Here is a 17,148-nt window from a genome sequence, read left to right as displayed (position 1 = left end):
TGGTCCTACCGGGTTCTTGCATGGCAAGCCTTCTGCGCCCTGTTCCTTTGTTGTGCCGCGCCACGGCGTTGGCCGGCCTGCTGGCCGCGGGCGGCTGCGCGTCGATCCAATCGACGACCGACAACCTGCTCTACGCCGTCACGCCCTACCGGATCGACATCGTGCAGGGCAATGTCGTCACCAAGGAGCAAGTGGCGCTGATCAAGCCCGGCATGCCGCGCAACCAGGTGCGCGACATCCTCGGCTCGCCGATGCTGACGGACATCTTCCACGCCGACCGCTGGGACTACATCTTCACGATCCGCCGCCAGGGCACGGAGCCGCAGCGCATCAGCGTCGTCGCGTACTTCGAAGGCGATGCGCTGAAGAAGCTCGATGCGCCGGAACTGCCCTCCGAGCGTGAGTTCGTCGCCTCCATCAGCCGCACCAAGGCCACTGGCAAGGCGCCGGTGCTGGAGCTGACCGAAGCGCAGAAGGAAGCGTTGCCCAAGCCGCAGAAGGCCGAGGCCCCGGCGGCGGCCCCCACCGGCGCCGTGCGCAGCTACCCGCCCCTGGAGCCCTCGTGAGCAGCGCCGCAGCCGTGCGCATCGCCATCGCCGGCGCTGGCGGCCGCATGGGCCGCATGCTGATCGAAGCGGTGCTGGCCGCACCCGATTGCCAGCTGGCCGGCGCGCTCGACGTGGCCGGCAGCCCGGCCCTGGGCCAGGACGCCGGTGCCGCGGTGGGCCGCACCACCGGCGTCACGATCACCAGCGACCTGCGCGCCGGCCTGGCGCAAGCTCAGGTGTTGATCGACTTCACCCGCCCCGAAGGCACGCTGGCACATCTGGCGGTGTGCCGCGAGCTGGGCGTGAAGGCCGTGATCGGCACCACCGGCTTCGATGCAACGCAGAAGGCCGAGATCGGCGCGTTCGCGCGCGACATCGCCGTGATGCTGGCGCCCAACATGAGCGTGGGCGTCAACGTGCTGATGCAGTTGATCGGCCAGGCCGCGCGCCTGCTGAACCAGGGCTACGACATCGAGATCATCGAGGCCCACCACCGCCACAAGGTCGACGCGCCCAGCGGCACCGCGCTGCAGATGGGCGAGGTGGTGGCCGCGGCGCTGGGCCGCTCGCTGAAGGACTGCGCGGTGTATGCGCGCGAAGGCGTCACCGGCGAGCGCAACCCCTCGACCATCGGCTTCAGCGCCATCCGGGGCGGCGACATCATCGGCGAGCACACGGTGATGTTCGCCGGCACCGGCGAGCGCATCGAGATCTCCCACAAGTCCTCCAGCCGCGCCGGCTACGCCCAAGGTGCGCTGCGGGCCGCGCGCTTCCTGACCGCGCATGCCAGCGGCCTGTTCGACATGAACGACGTGCTGGGCCTGCGCTGATGGAAGGCCTGACCCAGTTCTGGGCCCAGAGCGACGGCATCGGCCGCGCGGTGGCCAGCCTGCTGCTGCTGATGTCGGTCAGCGCCTGGTCGGTGATCCTCTGGAAGGCCTGGGTGCTGCAACGCGCGCGCCGCGACATCGCCCGTGCGGTGCCGGCCTTCTGGGCGGCCGAGTCGATGGACGCTGGCGCGACCCGCCTGAACGCGCTGGACCGTGAACAGGTGCTGGCGCCGCTGCTGGCGGCCAGTGCACCGCGCGCCGGCGGCACGACGCTGGAAACGCGCGGCGCCCTCGAATCGCAGCTGACCCGCCGCCTGCGCGACGCGCTGCACGCCAGCCTCTCGCACCTGCAGTTCGGGCAGGTGCTGCTTGCCTCCATCGGCAGCACCGCGCCGTTCATCGGCCTGTTCGGCACCGTCTGGGGCATCTACCACGCACTGGGCAGCATTGCGGCGGCGGGCTCCATCACGATCGAGAAGGTCGCCGGCCCGGTCGGCGAGGCGCTGATCATGACGGCCGCCGGCCTGGCGGTGGCCATCCCCGCGGTGCTGGCCTACAACCTGTTCGGCAAGTGGGTCGCCGGCTGCGAGGCCGAGCTCGAAGGCTTCGCGCACGACCTGCGCGAGATGGCCCTCGAAGCCGCGAAGGCGCGCGGCTGAGGGCACGGCCATGAGCTTCGGCCGCCTCGAGAGCCCCGGCGCGTCGCGGCCGATGAGCGACATCAACATGACGCCGCTGATCGACGTGATGCTGGTGCTGCTGGTCATCTTCATGATCACCGCGCCGCTGATGACCTCGAGCCTGAAGCTCGACCTGCCCAAGACCGAAGGCGCCAAGCCCACCGATGCGGCGCTGTTCATCACCGTGGCCGTGAATCCGCAGGGCCAGCTGTTCTGGGGCGACGAGGCCGTCAACGCCGAGCAGCTGAAGCTGCGCGTGCGCGAGGCGGCGGTGCGCAACAAGGCCACCGAGGTGCAACTGCGGGCCGACAAGAGCGTGCCGTACGGCCGCATTGCCGAACTGATCGGCCTGGTGCAGGAAGGCGGGCTGGTGCGCATCGGCTTCGTCACCGAATCGAGCGCTGCGCCCGCACGCTGACCGGCGCCGGAGGCGCGAGGCCTGCCTCCTACAATCCGGGGCATGAACGAGAAATACGCCCCCGCCGAGGTCGAAGCGGCCGCGCAAGCCCACTGGCAGGCCGCCGATGCCTACCGCGTCAGCGAGGACAAGAGCCGCCCCAAGTTCTACGCCTGCTCGATGCTGCCCTACCCCAGCGGCAAGCTGCACATGGGCCATGTGCGCAACTACACCATCAACGACATGCTCGCGCGCCAGCTGCGCATGAAGGGCATGAACGTGCTGATGCCGATGGGCTGGGACGCCTTCGGGCTGCCGGCCGAGAACGCGGCGATGAAGAACAAGGTGCCGCCGGCGCAGTGGACCTACTCGAACATCGCGACCATGAAGGGCCAGATGCAGGCCATGGGCCTGGCGATCGACTGGTCGCGCGAGGTCGCCACCTGCAGCCCCGCGTACTACAAGTGGAACCAGTGGCTGTTCCTGAAGATGCTCGAGAAGGGCATCGCCGTGCGCCGCACGCAGGTGGTGAACTGGGACCCGGTGGACCAGACCGTGCTGGCCAACGAGCAGGTGATCGACGGCCGCGGCTGGCGTTCCGGCGCGCTGATCGAGAAGCGCGAGATCCCGGGCTACTACCTGAAGATCACCGACTATGCCGAGGAACTGCTCTCGGCCGTGGCCAACCCCGAGGACCCGAACTACCTCGCCGGCTGGCCCGAGCGCGTGCGGCTGATGCAGGAGAACTGGATCGGCAAGAGCGAAGGCGTGCGCTTCGCGTTCCCGCACCAGATCCGCGACGGCGCCGGTGCGCTGATCGGCGACGGCAGGCTGTGGGTCTTCACCACGCGGGCCGACACCATCATGGGCGTCACCTTCTGTGCCGTGGCGCCGGAGCATCCGCTGGCCCAGCATGCGGCCGCCGGCAACCCGCAGATCGCGGCGTTCATCGAAGCCTGCAAGGCCGGCGGCACCACCGAGGCCGAACTGGCGACCAAGGAAAAGGAAGGCCTGGCCACGGGCCTGTTCGTCACGCACCCGCTCACCGGTGCGCAGGTCGAGGTGTGGGTCGGCAACTACGTGCTGATGAGCTACGGCGACGGCGCCGTGATGGGCGTGCCGGCGCATGACGAGCGCGACTTCGCGTTCGCGAAGAAGTACGGCCTGGCCATCCAGCAGGTGGTCGCGGTCGACGGCGAAACCTTCAGCACCGCGGCCTGGGCCGAGTGGTACGCCGACAAGCAGCGCGGCCGCTGCGTGAACTCCGGCGTGCTCGACGGCCTGGCCTACAAGGCCGCCGTCGACAAGGTGGCCGCACTGCTGGCCGCCCAGGGCCTGGGCGACAAGAAGACCACCTGGCGCCTGCGTGACTGGGGTGTCAGCCGCCAGCGCTACTGGGGCACGCCGATCCCGATCATCCATTGCGACGAGCATGGCGCGGTGCCGGTGCCGGAGCAGGACCTGCCGGTGGTGCTGCCGGAAGACTGCATCCCCGACGGCAGCGGCAACCCGCTGAACAAGCGCGAGGACTTCCTGAAGTGTGCCTGCCCGGTCTGCGGCAAGCCTGCACGGCGCGAGACCGACACGATGGACACCTTCGTCGACTCGTCCTGGTACTTCATGCGCTATTGCGATCCGCAGGACGCCGAGCGCATGGTGGCAGAGGGCACGGACTACTGGATGCCGATGGATCAATACATCGGCGGCATCGAGCACGCGATCCTGCACCTGCTGTACGCGCGCTTCTGGACCAAGGTCATGCGCGACCTCGGCCTGGTCAAGGTGAGCGAGCCCTTCACCAAGCTGCTGACGCAGGGCATGGTGCTGAACGAGGCCTTCTCGCGCACCGGCGAGACCAGCGGCAAGGACTACTACTGGGCGCACGACCTGGACATCGTGCGCGACGAGCATGCGCACGTGCAGTCGGCCACGCTGAAGACCGACGGCCAGCCGGTCGTCTACGAGGGCTGGACCACGATGTCCAAGTCCAAGAACAACGGCGTCGACCCGCAGGCGCTGATCGACCAGTACGGCGCCGACACCGCGCGCCTGTTCGTGATGTTCGCCTCCCCGCCCGAGCAGACGCTGGAGTGGAACGACGCCGGCGTCGAGGGCGCGCACCGCTTCCTGCGCCGCGTGTGGGCCTTCGGCGCGAAGAACGCCGCCGCCATCCGCGCCGCCGGCACGGTGGATGCCGCGGCGCTGGACGCCGAGGCCAAGGCGCTGCGGCGCGAAGTCCACACCGTGCTGCGCCAGGTGAGCTACGACTACGAGCGCATGCAGTACAACACCGTGGTCTCCGGTGCGATGAAGCTGCTGAATGCGCTGGACGGCTTCAAGGCCGAAGGCCCGGCCGCGGCCAGCGTGCTGCGCGAAGGCGCCTCGGTGCTGCTGCGGGCGCTGTACCCGGCCTGCCCGCACATCGGCCACGCGCTGTGGACCGCGCTCGGCTTCGTGGCCGAGCATGGCGACCTGCTCGACGCCCCCTGGCCGCAGGTCGACGAGACCGCGCTGGTGCTCGACGAGATCGAGCTGATGCTGCAGGTGGCCGGCAAGCTGCGCGGCAGCATCAAGGTGCCGGCGCAGGCCGACAAGGCGGCGATCGAGGCCGCCGCGCTGGCCACGCCCGAGTTCGCCCGGTTCGGCGAAGGCAAGCCCGCCAGGAAGGTGGTGATCGTGCCGGGCCGGCTGGTCAACATCGTCGTCTGATGGGTCTGCCGCGCCGCACGCTGGTCGCCGCGCTGCCGGCGGCCCTGCTGACCGCCTGTGGCTTCGAGTTGCGGCGGCCGCCCGAGCTGCCCTTCTCGCGCATCGCGTTCAGCGGCTTCGAGCCACGCTCGCCGCTGTACGAGGAGCTCAAGCGCAGCCTGCCAACCAACGTGCAGTGGGTCGAGGATCCGAACCGGGCCGAGGTCGTGCTGCACGCGCTGGTCGACCGGCGCGAGAAAAGCGTCAACGCCTCCACCGCGGCGGGCCAGGTGCGCGGCGTGCAGCTGCGCGTGAACTTCCAGTACCGCCTGGCCACGCCCGCCGGCCGTGAGCTGGTGCCCGAGAGCACGCTGCTGCTGTCGCGCGACATGACCTACAGCGAGACCTACGCGCTGGCCAAGGAGCAGGAAGAGGCGCAGCTGTACCAGGCCATGCAGACCGACATCGTGATGCAGCTGATGCGCCGCATCTCGCAGGTGAAGAAGCCTTGAGAGGCTGAAAGGCGACGACGATGCAGCTGCGCAGCGACCAGCTCGACGCCCACCTGCAGCGCGGGCTGAAGGCCGTGTACACCGTGCACGGCGACGAACCGCTGCTGGCGCAGGAGGCGGGCGACGCGATCCGCAGCGCGGCGCGCGCGGCCGGCTACACCGAGCGCAAGGTCTTCACGGTGAGCGGCGCGCATTTCGACTGGTCCGGCCTGCTCGGCGCGGCGCAGGCGATGAGCCTGTTCGCCGAGCGCCAGCTGATCGAGATCCGCATCCCCAACGGCAAGCCGGGCAAGGACGGCTCCGAGGCTTTGCAGCGTTATTGCGAGACCTTGTCCGACGACGTGGTGACGCTGGTGCACCTGCCGCGGCTCGACCGCCAGCAGCAGCAGAGCGCCTGGTTCGCCGCGCTCGACCAGGCGGGCGTGATGCTGCGCGTCGACCCGGTGGAGCGGCGGGCGCTGCCGCAGTGGATCGCGCAGCGCCTGGCGCGCCAGGGCCAGTCGGTCGCCGAAGGCGAGGACGGCCAGCAGGCGCTGGCCTTCTTTGCCGACCGCGTCGAAGGCAACCTGCTGGCCGCGCACCAGGAACTGCAGAAGCTGGCGCTGCTGTACCCGGCCGGGCCGCTGAGCTTCGCGCAGATCGAGTCCGCGGTGCTGAACGTGGCGCGCTACGACGTGTTCAAGCTCGGCGAGGCGGTGCTGGCCGGCCAGACCGCGCGCGTGCTGCGCATGCTCGATGGCCTGCGCGCCGAGGGCGAGGCGGCGGTGCTGGTGCACTGGACCCTGGCCGCCGACATCCTGGCGCTGAAGGCCGCCAAGGACGCGCTGGCCGCCGGCAAGCCGCTGCCGATGGCGCTGCGCGAGGCGCGGGTCTGGGGACCGAAGGAACGCCTGTTCGAACGCGCGCTGCCGATGCTGGCCGACCACCAGGTCGCGCACCTGGTGGCCGCAGCCAGCACCTGCGACGGCATCGTCAAGGGCCTGAAGCACCCCGACTGGCCGCTCGACCCCTGGGACGCCATCCGGCGTCTGGCGCTGCTGATGGCGCAGGGCCTGGCGATGCCCGCGGCGCCCCGCGGCAAGGCGCCAGTGCTGCTGCGGCTGGCGCTCGAACCGCTGGCCTGACTCAGTACCCGCGCGCGGGCTGCACCAGGTTCATCAGCGGCCGCCCGGCGGCCAGTGCCTCGAGGTTGGCCGCGGCGATGGCCGCGGCGCTGCGCAGATCGGTCTGCGCCGCCGCATGCGGCAGCAACGTGACCTGCGGATGGCCCCAGAAGCGATGGCCGGCGGGCAGCGGCTCGGTCTGGAACACGTCGAGCACCGCATGGCCGATCTGGCCGCTGTCCAGCGCCGCGAGCAGCGCGGCCTCGTCGAGGTGCGCACCGCGCGCGAGGTTCACGATGCCGGCGCCGCGCGGCAGGGCGGCGAACAGCGATTCATCCAGCAGGCCGCGTGTTTCAGGCGTTAGCGGCAGCAGGTTCACCAGCACGTCCACGCCCGGCAGCGCGCCCCGCAGCGCCGGCGCGCCGCTGAGCCGCTCGACGCCCTCGGGCGCAGCGTCGCCCCCAGCGCGGCGCCAGGCGCTGACGCGATAGCCCTGCTGGCGCAGGCGCAGCGCCGCCGTGCGGCCCATCTGGCCCAGGCCCAGCACCAGCACGTGCAGTTCGTCGGCACGGCGCTGCGGCAGCTCCTGCCACACGCCCTGCTGCTGCTGGCGGGCATAGCGGAAGAAGCCGCGGTGCAGTGACAGCACGGCCCAGAGCGCGGTCTCGGCCATCGCGGCATTCATCGCCGGGTCGACCATGCGGGCGATCGGCACGCCGGCCGGCAGGCTGGCGTCACCCAGCAGCCGGTCGACGCCCGCCCACAGCGACTGGATCAGTCGCAGCCGGGGCAGGCCCTGCAGCTGGCCCGGCGCCGGGTTCGCGACGATCGCCGCCTCGATGGCCTCGGCCGCCACGCCCTCGCGCGACAGCCACAGCGTGTGGCCCGGCATCGCGGCGCGCAGGGCCGCGGCCCAGGCATCGCGTTCGGTGTCGTCCCAGCTGCCAGTGAGCAGGATGTTCATGCGCGCCGCACCCGATCGAGCAGACCCTGCAGCGCATGCGCCACCGTGGCGCTGCGCACCGCCGCACGATCGCCGGGGAAGCGATGCGCCTCGGCCTCGACGCCGCCCGGCCCGGCCCAGGCCAGCCACACCAGGCCCACCGGCTTGGTGGCCGTGCCGCCGCCCGGCCCGGCCACGCCGGTGACGGCAACGGCCCATTGCGCCCGGGCATGGGCCAGCGCGCCGCGCGCCATCGCCAACGCCACCGGCTCGCTGACCGCGCCATGGGCCTCGATCAAAGCGGCCGGCACGCCCAGCAGCTCGGTCTTCGCGGCATTGCTGTAGCTGACGACGCCGCGCTCGAACCAGTCGCTCGAGCCGGCCAGGTCGGTGCAGGCGCCGGCGATCAGGCCGCCGGTGCAACTCTCGGCCGTGGCCATCATCTCGCCGCGGCCACGCAGCGCGTCGGCCAAGGCCACCACCGTGGCGGCCACGGTCGTCGCGGGTGTCGTCGTCATGCCCACCAACTCCTGACGGCCAGGCCCAGCGCCAGCACGAACAGCGTGCACAGCGCCGCGACCAGGTCGTCGAACAGAATCCCCCAGCCCTGGCGCCAGCCGATGGCTTCGCCCGGGCGCAGCTTGTAGCGCCGGTCGGCCCAGCCCACCGGACCCGGCTTCACCGCGTCGAAGAAGCGGAACAGCGCGAAGGCCAGCAACTGCAGCCCGAGGCCGGCCGGCATCACCAGCCACAGGATCAGCCAGAACGCGATCACCTCGTCCCACACGATCGAACCGGGGTCGGCGATGTTCAGCTCGCGCGCGGTGCGCGTGCAGGCCCACCAGCCCAGCACCAGCGATAGCGCCAGCACCACCGCCCAGCCGCGCGCATCGATCCCGCCGAACCGGTCGATCAGCAGCCAAGCCGCCCAGGCCCACAGGGTGCCGATGGTGCCGGGCGCGCGCGGGGCCAGCCCGCTGCCCAGGCCGAAGGCGATCCAGCGCGCTGGGTGGCCGAGCATGAAGCGCCAGCCGGGCCGCCGTGGGGCCATCGCGTCCATGGCCGGGCTCATCCGCTGAAGTGGTCGAAGCCGCGCGGCGCCGAGGCCAGCGGCTGGCCCTGCGCGTCGACCAGGCGCAGGCCGGGCAAAGCCTCGATCTCACCGATGCAGCTGACGCCGACGCCGCACTGCCGCGCGGCCGCGCGCACGGCCTCGGCCGCCACCGCCGGCGCGCTGAACAGCAGCTCGTAGTCGTCGCCGCCGGCCAGCGTGCATTCACGTTGCCAGGCGAGCGGCTGGCGTGCCAGCACCGCGCTGATCGGCAGCGCGTCGACCTGCAGCCGCGCGCCGACGCCGGAACGCTTCAGCACATGGCCGAGGTCGCCGACCAGGCCGTCGCTGAGGTCGATCGCACTGCTGGCAATGCCGCGCAGCGCCTGGCCGAGGGCGACGCGCGGCTGCGGCAGCTCCATCGCTGGCCGCACCTTTTGGAAGTCAGCGCCCTCCAGCGCCAAGCTGCCGCGGAAGGCCTCGAGCGCGAGCCGCGCATCGCCAATGCCGCCATCGACCGGGTGGCTGACCCACAGCGCATCGCCCGGCCGCGCGCCGTCGCGCCGCAGCGCCTGGCCGGCCGGCACTTCGCCGAACACGGTGATGCAGATGTTGAGCGGGCCGGCGGTGGTGTCGCCGCCGACCAGCTCGACGCCATGGGCATCGGCCAGCGCGAACAGCCCGCCGGCAAAGCCGGCGAGGAAGGCTTCGTCGACCCGCGGCAGCGCCAGCGCCAGCGTGAAGGCCAGCGGCGCCGCGCCGCAGGCCGCGAGATCGCTCAGGTTCACCGCCAGCGCCTTGTGACCCAGCCGATCGGGCGCGACGGTGGACAGGAAATGCCGGCCCTCGACCAGCATGTCGCTGGACACGGCCAGGTGCTGCCCGGGCGTCGGTTGCAGCAGCGCGCAGTCGTCGCCCACCCCCAGCACGGCGCGGCGCACCGGGCGGGTGAAGAACTTCGCGATGAGATCGAATTCGCCGAGAGCCATGCCTCGGATTGTCAACGAGCGCCCGTGGCCTCGGCCACCTCGCGGCGCAAGGTGTCGATGCCCACCGGCTTGCGCAGCACCGTGTCGACGCCGGCCAGGTCGGCTTCGGCCTCGGGCTCGCTGCCGCTGCACAGCACGGTCCGGATCGGCGCGCCGCGCTCGCGCGCCTGCCGAGCCAGCAGCCGCAGCAGGGCGATGCCGTCGCCATCGGGCAGGTGGCGATCGCTGATCACCAGCACCAGCTCGGCCTGGCCGGCGCGCGCCACCGCGGCGGCCACGCAGTCGGCCTCGATCACCGGGCTGCCGTCGGCACGCAGCATGTCGGCGATCAGCACGCGACTGACCTCGTCGTCGTCGACCAGCAGCACGGCACCACGCCGGCCCGGCGCGGCGGCCGCCGTGCCCGGCGCCGGTGCGGCAGCGGTCGCCGGCATCGGCAGGCTCACCGTCACCTCGGTGCCACGGCCCGGCGTGCTCTGCAGCGCGATGCGCCCGCCCATGGCATCGACCAGGCGCTTGCAGATCGCCAGGCCCAGCCCGGTGCTGCCCTCGGCCGGCCGGTGCGCGGGCTGATGGAAGGTCTCGAAGGGCTGGAACAGCGCGTGCTGCCGCTCGGGCGGGATGCCGATGCCGCTGTCACGCACCGACAGCACCAGCATCGGCGCGCCTTCGCTCAGCCCGGCGCGCGCGGCCAGTGTCACGCCGCCTTCGCGCGTGTACTTGATCGCATTGCTCAGCAGGTTCACCAGCAGCTGGCGAAGCCGCAGGCTGTCGAGCATCAGGTAACGCGGTAGCCGGGCGTCCCATTGCAGCGCCAGCGACAGTCCGCGCGCCTCGGCCGCCAGGCGGTGGTTGTCGGCCAGCTGGCCCAGCAGCGCCTGCAGGTCGACCGGCGCCGGGTGCAGGCGCATGCGGCCTGCCTCGAGCTGGGCGAGGTCGAGCACGTCGTCGATCAGCTGCACCAGCGAGCTCGACGAATCCATCGCGCTGCGCCACAGCCGGCGCTGGTCGCCCTCGAGCGGAGAATCGCCCAGGCGCTGCAGCGCCAGCGTGATCGCCTGCAGCGGTGCGCGCAGCTCGTGGCTGGCGCTGGCCACGAAGAGGTTCTGCGCCTGCATCGCATCCAGCAGGCGCTCTTCGGCGGCGCGGCGCACCTCCACCTCACCGGCCAGCCGCCGCATCCACCACACCGACAGGCCTGCCAGCAGCAGCAGCGCCGCCCCGAGGGTGATGGCCAGCGGCAGGTAGCGCCGCCACGGGAACGGCGGCGTGAAGTCGATCGCTACCCAGCGCCGCGTCAGGCGTTCGCGCTCCTCGGGCGGGATGTCGGCCAGCGCGCGGTCGAGCAGCGGCACCAGCGCCGCCGCCTCGCGCGAGACGGCGAAGCGGAACTGTGCCGGCAGCTGCTCCACCGGCCCCAGCACGCGCAGCCGCCCGGCGGCGTCGCCGTTGACGCGCATGTTGGCGAACAGCTTCACCTCCACCGCCGCGTCGGCCGCGCCCCGCGCGACCATGTCCATCGCGTCGTCGCCGCTGCGGGCGTCGACCACCTGGATGTCGCGGTAGCGCTCGGCCAGCAGCTCGCGCAGCGGGTGCTGCTGCGCCAGCGCCAGGCGCTTGCCGCGCAGGCTGTCCAGTCCCCAATACAGCGGCGCATCGCTGCGCGCGACGATCAGGTAGGGCATCTCCAGGTAGGGCTGCGAGAACGCGAACTCGCGTTCACGCGCCGCGGTGCGGGTGAGGAAGGGCACCAGCTGGATCGTGCCCTCGCGCAGCGCGTCGAGCATCGCGGCCACGCTGTCGAAAGGCACCACGTCGACCGCCACGCCCAGCCGCGCGGCAACCTGCGCGGTGTAGTCGGCAGCGATGCCGGCATGCCCGCCCTTGGGCAGCGCCTCGTTCAGCAGCGTGAGGCCGCGCACCGCGCCCACGCGCAGCACGCTGCGCCGGGCCAGCTGCTGCTGTTCGTTGCGCGCGAGCTTCAGCGGCTGCGGCACCTCGCGGCGCTGCGCGCCCAGCGCCTGCAGCGCGGCTTCCAGCTGCGGCAGCGGGCCGGCCCGCAGCGCGGCCACGCCCTTGCTGAGCGCGGTGGCCAGCAGCGGCCAGTCGCTGCGCACGCCGAAGTGCATCTGCCCGGTGGCGTAGACCAGCGACTTCTTCACGTCCAGGCCCGCCACCGCATCGCGCTGGATGCGGTCCATCGCCATCAGCAGGCTGCCGAAGTAGAAGTCGTCCTCGCCCAGCGCCACGGCACGCAGTGCGTGGGCAGTGTCGGGCTGGTCGGAGATCAGCACCTCGGGGTACATGCGGCGCGCGTAGTACTGCGTGACGTAGCTCTGCTCGATCGCCACGCGCATCCCGTTGAGCGTCGGCTGCTCGGCGAAGCGCGGGTCCGCCGCGCGGCCGATGATGGCGCCGGGGTTCGGCGCGGTGCCCAGCGTGTAGGTCATGTAGGCTTCGCGCGAAGGCTCGTAGCCCACCGTCGCCATCACGTCGACCTGGCGCTCGCGCAGCGCGTCCAGCGCCTGCGGAAAGCTCGACAGCACCACCGGCCGCAGCTTCAGGCCCAGCGCCTGCGCGACGTGCGTGAGGATCTCGATCTGGATGCCGCTGATCTCGCCCTGCTCGTTGATCACCTCGTAGGGCCGGTTGTCCGGTACGTTCAGGCCGACGCGCAGCTCGGGCAGCCCGGCGATGAAGGCGCGCTCGGCGGGATCCAGCAGGTCGCGCCCCGGCGCCACCGGCGTGCGCCCGGGCGGCAGGCGGAAGTGGTAGGCCGGCGCTTCGTCAGCGGCCCGTGCCGGCGCCAGCAACGCCAGCCAGCCGGCCAGCAGCAGCCACGCGCTGCACCACAGCCACACACAACGCAGCGCGGGGCGCGGCGGCGCGGCCTGCATGCTCAGGCGGCGTGCTCGCGCAGCAGGTTCGTCAGCTCGACGGCCGAGCGCACGCTCATCTTGTCGAACAGGCGTGCCCGGTGGACCTCGACGGTGCGCACGCTGATGCCGAGCTCGTCGGCGATCAGCTTGTTCGGCAGGCCGGCGACCACACGCTGCATCACGTCGCGCTCGCGCTCGGTCAGTTCGGCCACCAGCTGGGCCACCTGCAGCTTGCGCCGGCGTGCACGGATGGCCTCGGCACTGCGCGCCAGCGCCTGCTCGACGCGGTCGACCAGCGTGTTGTCCGAGAACGGCTTCTCGACGAAATCGAAGGCGCCGCGCTTGACCGCGTTGACCGCGGTGGGCACGTCGCCATGGCCGGTGAGGAAGATGACCGGCAACCGCTCGATCAGCCCGCGTTCGATCAGCCGCTCGAACAGCACCAGCCCGCTGGTGCCCGGCATGCGCACGTCCAGCAGCAGGCAGGACGGGGACTCGGGCCAGCCCCCTGCGATGTCACGCGTGTGCAGCCAGTCATCGAACGCATCGGCATGGGCGAAACCTTCGGACAACAGCCGGCGCGAGCGCAGCAGCCAGGCCAGCGCGTCGCGCACCACGGCCTCGTCGTCGACCAGATAGACGACCGGCAGACCGAGCGGTGCGTCGAACGATGGGGAGCCGGGCTGCGTCGCCATGAGGTGATCGATGGTACACGGCGCCCCGGGCGCCGCAGGGTTCACGACGGTGCGTGCCGCGCCACCGCCAGCGGCAGCGTGAAACGGAACACGGTGCCGCCGCTGCCGTCGGGCTGGCGCGGCAGGTTCTCGAAGTCGATCGCGCCGCCGTGCTGTTCCACCACGGTACGGCACAGCGACAGGCCCAGGCCCATGCCCTCGTCGCGCGTGGTGAAGAAGGGCGTGAACAGCTTCTGGCCGACCTCGGCGGGAATGCCCGGCCCCGCGTCGACCACCGAGAACGCGGCCCAGCGCTGCTGCACCGGCTGCACGCGCAAGGTGAGCACGCGCCGCTCCAGCGGCGTGTCGCGCTCCATCGCCTGCAGGCCGTTGCGCGCCAGGTTCAGCAGCACCTGTTCGACCATCGTGCGGTCGATCTTCACCCGCGGCGCGGGCTGCGCGATGTCCAGCTCGATGCGCGCGCCGCTCTTGCGGGCCTGCAGCCGCACCAGCGGCAGCACCGAGTCGATCAGCGCGTCGGCAGCGATCACCTCGTGCGCCTGGTGGCGACGGCGCACGAAGTCGTGCACGCTCTTGATGACGCGTCCGGCGCGTTCGGCCTGCTCGGCAATGCGCAGCAGGCCCTGCTGCAGCATCGGCAGCGTGTCGGCATCGGGCGACTCCAGCATGTTCAACGAACCGGTGGCGTAGCTGGCAATGGCCGCCAGCGGCTGGTTCAGCTCGTGGCTCAGCAGCGAAGCCATCTCGCCGACGCTGGCCAGCCGCGCGGTGGCCTGCAGCCGTTCCTGCTGCTGGCGCGAGAGGTCCTCCACCTTGCGCTGCGCCGAGAGGTCGACCACCGCACCCATCCAGCCGGCGTGCTTGCCGGTGCGGTCGACCAGCGGCGCCTCGTACACCATGACCGGAAAGCGCTCGCCGTTCTTGCGCATGAAGACGGTTTCGTAGCCCTCGCGGGACACCTCGTGGCCCGGGTCGAGGCGTTCGGCCTGGCGGGCGCGGTAGGTGCTGACCTGCTCGGGCGGCCAGTACGGTGGCGTCTCCGCTTCCTGCAGCTCGGGCGCGGTGAAGCCCACCATGTGGCAGAAGGCCGGGTTGACGTAGACGATATGGCCGTGCCGGTCACGCGCCCGCAGGCCGGTGATCAGCGAATCCTCCATCGCGCGGCGGAAGGCCAGAGCCTCGCCGAGCGCGGCCTCGGCCCGCGCACGCCGGCGGCCGTCGCGCACCAGCAGCAGCACCACGCCGAACAGGCCGATCGACAGCCCCAGCACCAGCGCGGTGGTGATGTTGGGGATCAGGCTGGGCCGGCGCTGCGCGGCGTCGACCCGCAACTGCAGGCTGGTGCCGGCCAGGTCCACCACCCGTTCGGCGACGTAGACCCCGGCGCCGCGCACCGCGCCGGCCCGGGCCAGGCGCGTGCCATCGGCCTCGACGAAGGAGACCTCGACGCTGCGCGCCCATTCGGAATGGCGCGTTTCTTCCAGCAGCGTCGCCAGCACGATGCTGGCCACGCCGTAGCCCACCAGCTGGCCGGCCTCCTGCAAGGGCACGCAGATGTCGACCATCTCGACGCCCATGCCGCCAGGCTGGGGCACGAACTGGCTGCGCGAGAACGTCGGCGTCATCGTGCGCCGGGCGGCGGCGCAGGCCACTTCGGTTTCGAGTTCCATCTCGGCACGCGGCCAGCGGCTGAAAAAGGGCTCGCGCAGCGGCGTGTCGAGCGCGGCCACGGTGTGCAGCTGTTGGTCCCGCCGCTCGATGCGCACCATCTCGCGGTAGTTGCGCATCAGCGTCTCGGCCTCCATGCGCCATTCGAGCGACTCGCCGGCCCGTCGATGCAATGCCTGCAGGCTCTGCAGCATGGCCTGGGCGCGCTGACGGATCTCCGCCGCGGCCTGGGTGGCCGCTTCGTCGGTGCGCTCCTGCGCCCGGGTGGATTCGTAGCTGATCGTCAGCGCCACCAGCAGCGTCTGTGCCACCAGCAGCAGGGCCACCAGCGCCGCCCACAGCAGCGCGCGCGGCAGGCGGCGGCCGGGCCTGTCGGGGCTGCGTTCAGGAGCCAGGCGCGCCAATTCGGGCCTCATCGTGCGGGCCAGTATTCCGCCGGCCCAGGTTGAAACTGATACGCAGTTTCGCGCATGGGCGAATTTCCTCGCGGGACGGAAACTGCCATGCCGAATCCGCATGACGACGGTGACGCCGCCGCGACACCCGGCTCCTAGAATCCCGTCCCCCGCCCGAGGAAAGACCGACGATGGACCACTACGAAGAGAAGCGTGCCGAGCTGCGCCGCGCCGCGCTGGAGTACCACGAGTTCCCGACCCCGGGGAAGGTGGCCATCGCCGCCACCAAGCAGGTGCTGAACCAGCGCGACCTGGCGCTGGCCTATTCGCCGGGCGTGGCGGCGGCCTGCGAGGAGATCGTCGCCGATCCGGCCAATGCCTTCCGCTACACCGCGCGCGGCAACCTGGTGGCGGTGGTCACCAACGGTACCGCGGTGCTGGGCCTGGGGGACATCGGCCCGCTGGCCGCCAAGCCGGTGATGGAAGGCAAGGGCGTGCTGTTCAAGAAGTTCGCCGGCATCGACGTGTTCGACCTCGAGCTCAACGAGCGCGACATCGACAAGCTGGTCGACGTGATCGCCGCGCTCGAGCCCACCTTCGGCGGCATCAACCTCGAGGACATCAAGGCGCCGGACTGCTTCTACGTCGAGCGCAAGCTGCGCGAGCGCATGAAGATCCCGGTCTTCCACGACGACCAGCACGGCACCGCCATCGTCGTCGGCGCCGCACTGCTCAATGGCCTGAAGGTGGTGGGCAAGCGCATCGAGGACGTCAAGCTCGTCACCTCCGGTGCCGGTGCCGCCGCGCTGGCGTGCCTGAACCTGCTGGTCAAGCTGGGCCTGCCGCGCAAGAACATCTTCGTGACCGATCTGGCCGGCGTGGTCTGGAAGGGCCGCACCGAGTTGATGGATCCGGACAAGGCCGAGTTCGCGCAGGAAACCGCGGCCCGCACGCTGGCCGAGGTGATGGCCGATGCCGACGTGTTCCTGGGTCTTTCGGCCGGCGGCGTGCTCAAGCCCGCGATGGTCAAGGCCATGGCCGCCAGGCCGCTGATCTTCGCGCTGGCGAACCCGACGCCCGAGATCATGCCGGAGGAAGTCAAGGCGGTGCGCGACGACGCGATCATGGCCACCGGCCGCACCGACTACCCGAACCAGGTCAACAACGTCCTGTGCTTCCCGTACATCTTCCGCGGCGCGCTGGATTGCGGCGCCACGACGATCACCGACGCGATGGAGATCGCCGCGGTGCAGGCGCTGGCCGAACTGGCCCAGGCCGAACAGAGTGACGTGGTCGCCGCCGCCTATGCCGGCGCCACGCTGAGCTTCGGGCCCGAATACCTCATTCCCAAGCCCTTCGACCCGCGGCTGATGATGAAGATTGCCCCCGCGGTGGCGCGGGCGGCGGTGGATTCCGGCGTCGCCAGCCGGCCCATCACCGACTACGAGGCCTACGTCGAGAAACTGCAGAGCTTCGTCTATGCCTCCGGCCAGACGATGAAGCCCATCTTCTCGCTGGCCAAGCGGGCCGCGCGCAAGAACATCGCGTTTGCCGAGGGCGAGGACCGGCGCGTGCTGCGCGCCGTGCAGGTGATCGTCGACGAAGGCCTGGCGCGGCCCTGGCTGGTCGGCCGCCAGTCGATCATCGAGCGCCGCATCGCGAAGTACGGCCTGCGCCTGGAACGCGGCCGAGACTACGAGATCGTCAACATCGACGACGACCCGCGCTACCGCGACTACTGGCAGACCTACCACCGCCTGACCGAGCGCA

Annotated in this window: 15 protein-coding genes; 8 read left to right on the top strand and 7 right to left on the bottom strand. The window is 71.3% G+C overall.

What is annotated here, in order from left to right; genetic code table 11:
- Positions 1-47: 47 nt before the first annotated feature.
- From ACILR4_RS21555 to holA, 7 genes are read left to right on the top strand one after another with little or no spacing between them, the layout of a single operon-like run.
- Complete coding sequence (locus ACILR4_RS21555) at positions 48-566, top strand: outer membrane protein assembly factor BamE (RefSeq protein WP_395702936.1); 519 nt, start codon at positions 48-50, stop codon at positions 564-566.
- Positions 563-1,378, top strand: a complete 816-nt coding sequence (gene dapB / locus ACILR4_RS21550) for a 4-hydroxy-tetrahydrodipicolinate reductase (protein ID WP_395702935.1) — start codon at positions 563-565, stop codon at positions 1,376-1,378. The genes ACILR4_RS21555 and dapB overlap by 4 nt, the downstream gene beginning before the upstream one ends.
- A complete protein-coding gene (locus ACILR4_RS21545; RefSeq protein ID WP_395702934.1) occupies positions 1,378-2,037 on the top strand; it encodes a MotA/TolQ/ExbB proton channel family protein in 660 nt (219 codons plus the stop codon). The genes dapB and ACILR4_RS21545 overlap by 1 nt, the downstream gene beginning before the upstream one ends.
- A 10-nt stretch (positions 2,038-2,047) precedes the next feature.
- Entirely contained in the window at positions 2,048-2,476 is a 429-nt protein-coding gene (locus tag ACILR4_RS21540; RefSeq protein ID WP_395702933.1) for an ExbD/TolR family protein, read from the top strand.
- A 42-nt stretch (positions 2,477-2,518) separates the two neighbouring features.
- Complete coding sequence (gene leuS / locus ACILR4_RS21535; protein WP_395702932.1) at positions 2,519-5,164, top strand: leucine--tRNA ligase; 2,646 nt, start codon at positions 2,519-2,521, stop codon at positions 5,162-5,164.
- The gene (gene lptE, locus ACILR4_RS21530; RefSeq protein ID WP_395702931.1) at positions 5,164-5,655 is read left to right on the top strand and encodes an LPS assembly lipoprotein LptE; all 492 of its coding nucleotides are present in this window, start codon (positions 5,164-5,166) and stop codon (positions 5,653-5,655) included. The genes leuS and lptE overlap by 1 nt, the downstream gene beginning before the upstream one ends.
- 20 nt (positions 5,656-5,675) lie before the next feature.
- Positions 5,676-6,779, top strand: coding sequence for a DNA polymerase III subunit delta (gene holA, locus ACILR4_RS21525; RefSeq protein WP_395702930.1), 1,104 nt, complete (start codon positions 5,676-5,678; stop codon positions 6,777-6,779).
- 1 nt (position 6,780) lies between these two features.
- On the opposite strand, the gene ACILR4_RS21520 is transcribed toward holA, so the two are convergent.
- Genes ACILR4_RS21520 through ACILR4_RS21490 form a run of 7 tightly spaced genes read right to left on the bottom strand, consistent with a single transcriptional unit; the run spans position 6,781 to position 15,399 of the window.
- The gene (locus ACILR4_RS21520) at positions 6,781-7,722 is read right to left on the bottom strand and encodes an NAD(P)-dependent oxidoreductase (protein WP_395702929.1); all 942 of its coding nucleotides are present in this window, start codon (positions 7,720-7,722) and stop codon (positions 6,781-6,783) included.
- Complete coding sequence (locus tag ACILR4_RS21515; RefSeq protein ID WP_395702928.1) at positions 7,719-8,219, bottom strand: CinA family protein; 501 nt, start codon at positions 8,217-8,219, stop codon at positions 7,719-7,721. Before ACILR4_RS21515 ends, ACILR4_RS21520 begins: the two co-directional genes overlap by 4 nt.
- Positions 8,216-8,761 (bottom strand): phosphatidylglycerophosphatase A, encoded by a 546-nt coding sequence (locus tag ACILR4_RS21510; protein WP_395702927.1) that lies wholly within the window; start codon positions 8,759-8,761, stop codon positions 8,216-8,218. The genes ACILR4_RS21515 and ACILR4_RS21510 overlap by 4 nt, the downstream gene beginning before the upstream one ends.
- 8 nt (positions 8,762-8,769) lie before the next feature.
- Positions 8,770-9,741, bottom strand: a complete 972-nt coding sequence (thiL, locus tag ACILR4_RS21505) for a thiamine-phosphate kinase (RefSeq protein WP_395702926.1) — start codon at positions 9,739-9,741, stop codon at positions 8,770-8,772.
- An 11-nt stretch (positions 9,742-9,752) separates the two neighbouring features.
- A complete protein-coding gene (locus tag ACILR4_RS21500; RefSeq protein ID WP_395702925.1) occupies positions 9,753-12,638 on the bottom strand; it encodes a transporter substrate-binding domain-containing protein in 2,886 nt (961 codons plus the stop codon).
- Positions 12,639-12,640: 2 nt separating this feature from the next.
- A complete protein-coding gene (locus ACILR4_RS21495; protein ID WP_395702924.1) occupies positions 12,641-13,315 on the bottom strand; it encodes a response regulator transcription factor in 675 nt (224 codons plus the stop codon).
- A gap of 41 nt (positions 13,316-13,356) precedes the next feature.
- Complete coding sequence (locus ACILR4_RS21490; protein ID WP_395702923.1) at positions 13,357-15,399, bottom strand: sensor histidine kinase; 2,043 nt, start codon at positions 15,397-15,399, stop codon at positions 13,357-13,359.
- A gap of 170 nt (positions 15,400-15,569) precedes the next feature.
- Here ACILR4_RS21490 and ACILR4_RS21485 point away from each other — a divergent pair.
- Positions 15,570-17,148: phosphate acyltransferase (locus ACILR4_RS21485; protein WP_395702922.1), on the top strand; the 1,579-nt coding region annotated here is incomplete at its 3' end.

Origin of the sequence: Aquabacterium sp. (assembly GCF_044226965.1) — a bacterium.
Lineage (GTDB): Bacteria > Pseudomonadota > Gammaproteobacteria > Burkholderiales > Burkholderiaceae_C > Pseudaquabacterium.
Note: the sequence above shows the minus strand (reverse complement) of the source record. Positions and strands in the feature narration are given on the sequence as shown.

Excerpts from the sequence above, each read along its gene's own strand:
- ACILR4_RS21545 (WP_395702934.1), top strand. The coding sequence starts at position 1,378 with ATGGAAGGCCTGACCCAGTTCTGGGCCCAGAGCGACGGCATCGGCCGC.
- ACILR4_RS21540 (WP_395702933.1), top strand. The coding sequence starts at position 2,048 with ATGAGCTTCGGCCGCCTCGAGAGCCCCGGCGCGTCGCGGCCGATGAGC.
- leuS (WP_395702932.1), top strand. The coding sequence starts at position 2,519 with ATGAACGAGAAATACGCCCCCGCCGAGGTCGAAGCGGCCGCGCAAGCC.
- lptE (WP_395702931.1), top strand. The coding sequence starts at position 5,164 with ATGGGTCTGCCGCGCCGCACGCTGGTCGCCGCGCTGCCGGCGGCCCTG.
- holA (WP_395702930.1), top strand. The coding sequence starts at position 5,676 with ATGCAGCTGCGCAGCGACCAGCTCGACGCCCACCTGCAGCGCGGGCTG.
- ACILR4_RS21520 (WP_395702929.1), bottom strand. The coding sequence starts at position 7,722 with ATGAACATCCTGCTCACTGGCAGCTGGGACGACACCGAACGCGATGCC.
- ACILR4_RS21515 (WP_395702928.1), bottom strand. The coding sequence starts at position 8,219 with ATGACGACGACACCCGCGACGACCGTGGCCGCCACGGTGGTGGCCTTG.
- ACILR4_RS21510 (WP_395702927.1), bottom strand. The coding sequence starts at position 8,761 with ATGGACGCGATGGCCCCACGGCGGCCCGGCTGGCGCTTCATGCTCGGC.
- thiL (WP_395702926.1), bottom strand. The coding sequence starts at position 9,741 with ATGGCTCTCGGCGAATTCGATCTCATCGCGAAGTTCTTCACCCGCCCG.
- ACILR4_RS21500 (WP_395702925.1), bottom strand. The coding sequence starts at position 12,638 with ATGCAGGCCGCGCCGCCGCGCCCCGCGCTGCGTTGTGTGTGGCTGTGG.
- ACILR4_RS21495 (WP_395702924.1), bottom strand. The coding sequence starts at position 13,315 with ATGGCGACGCAGCCCGGCTCCCCATCGTTCGACGCACCGCTCGGTCTG.
- ACILR4_RS21490 (WP_395702923.1), bottom strand. The coding sequence starts at position 15,399 with ATGAGGCCCGAATTGGCGCGCCTGGCTCCTGAACGCAGCCCCGACAGG.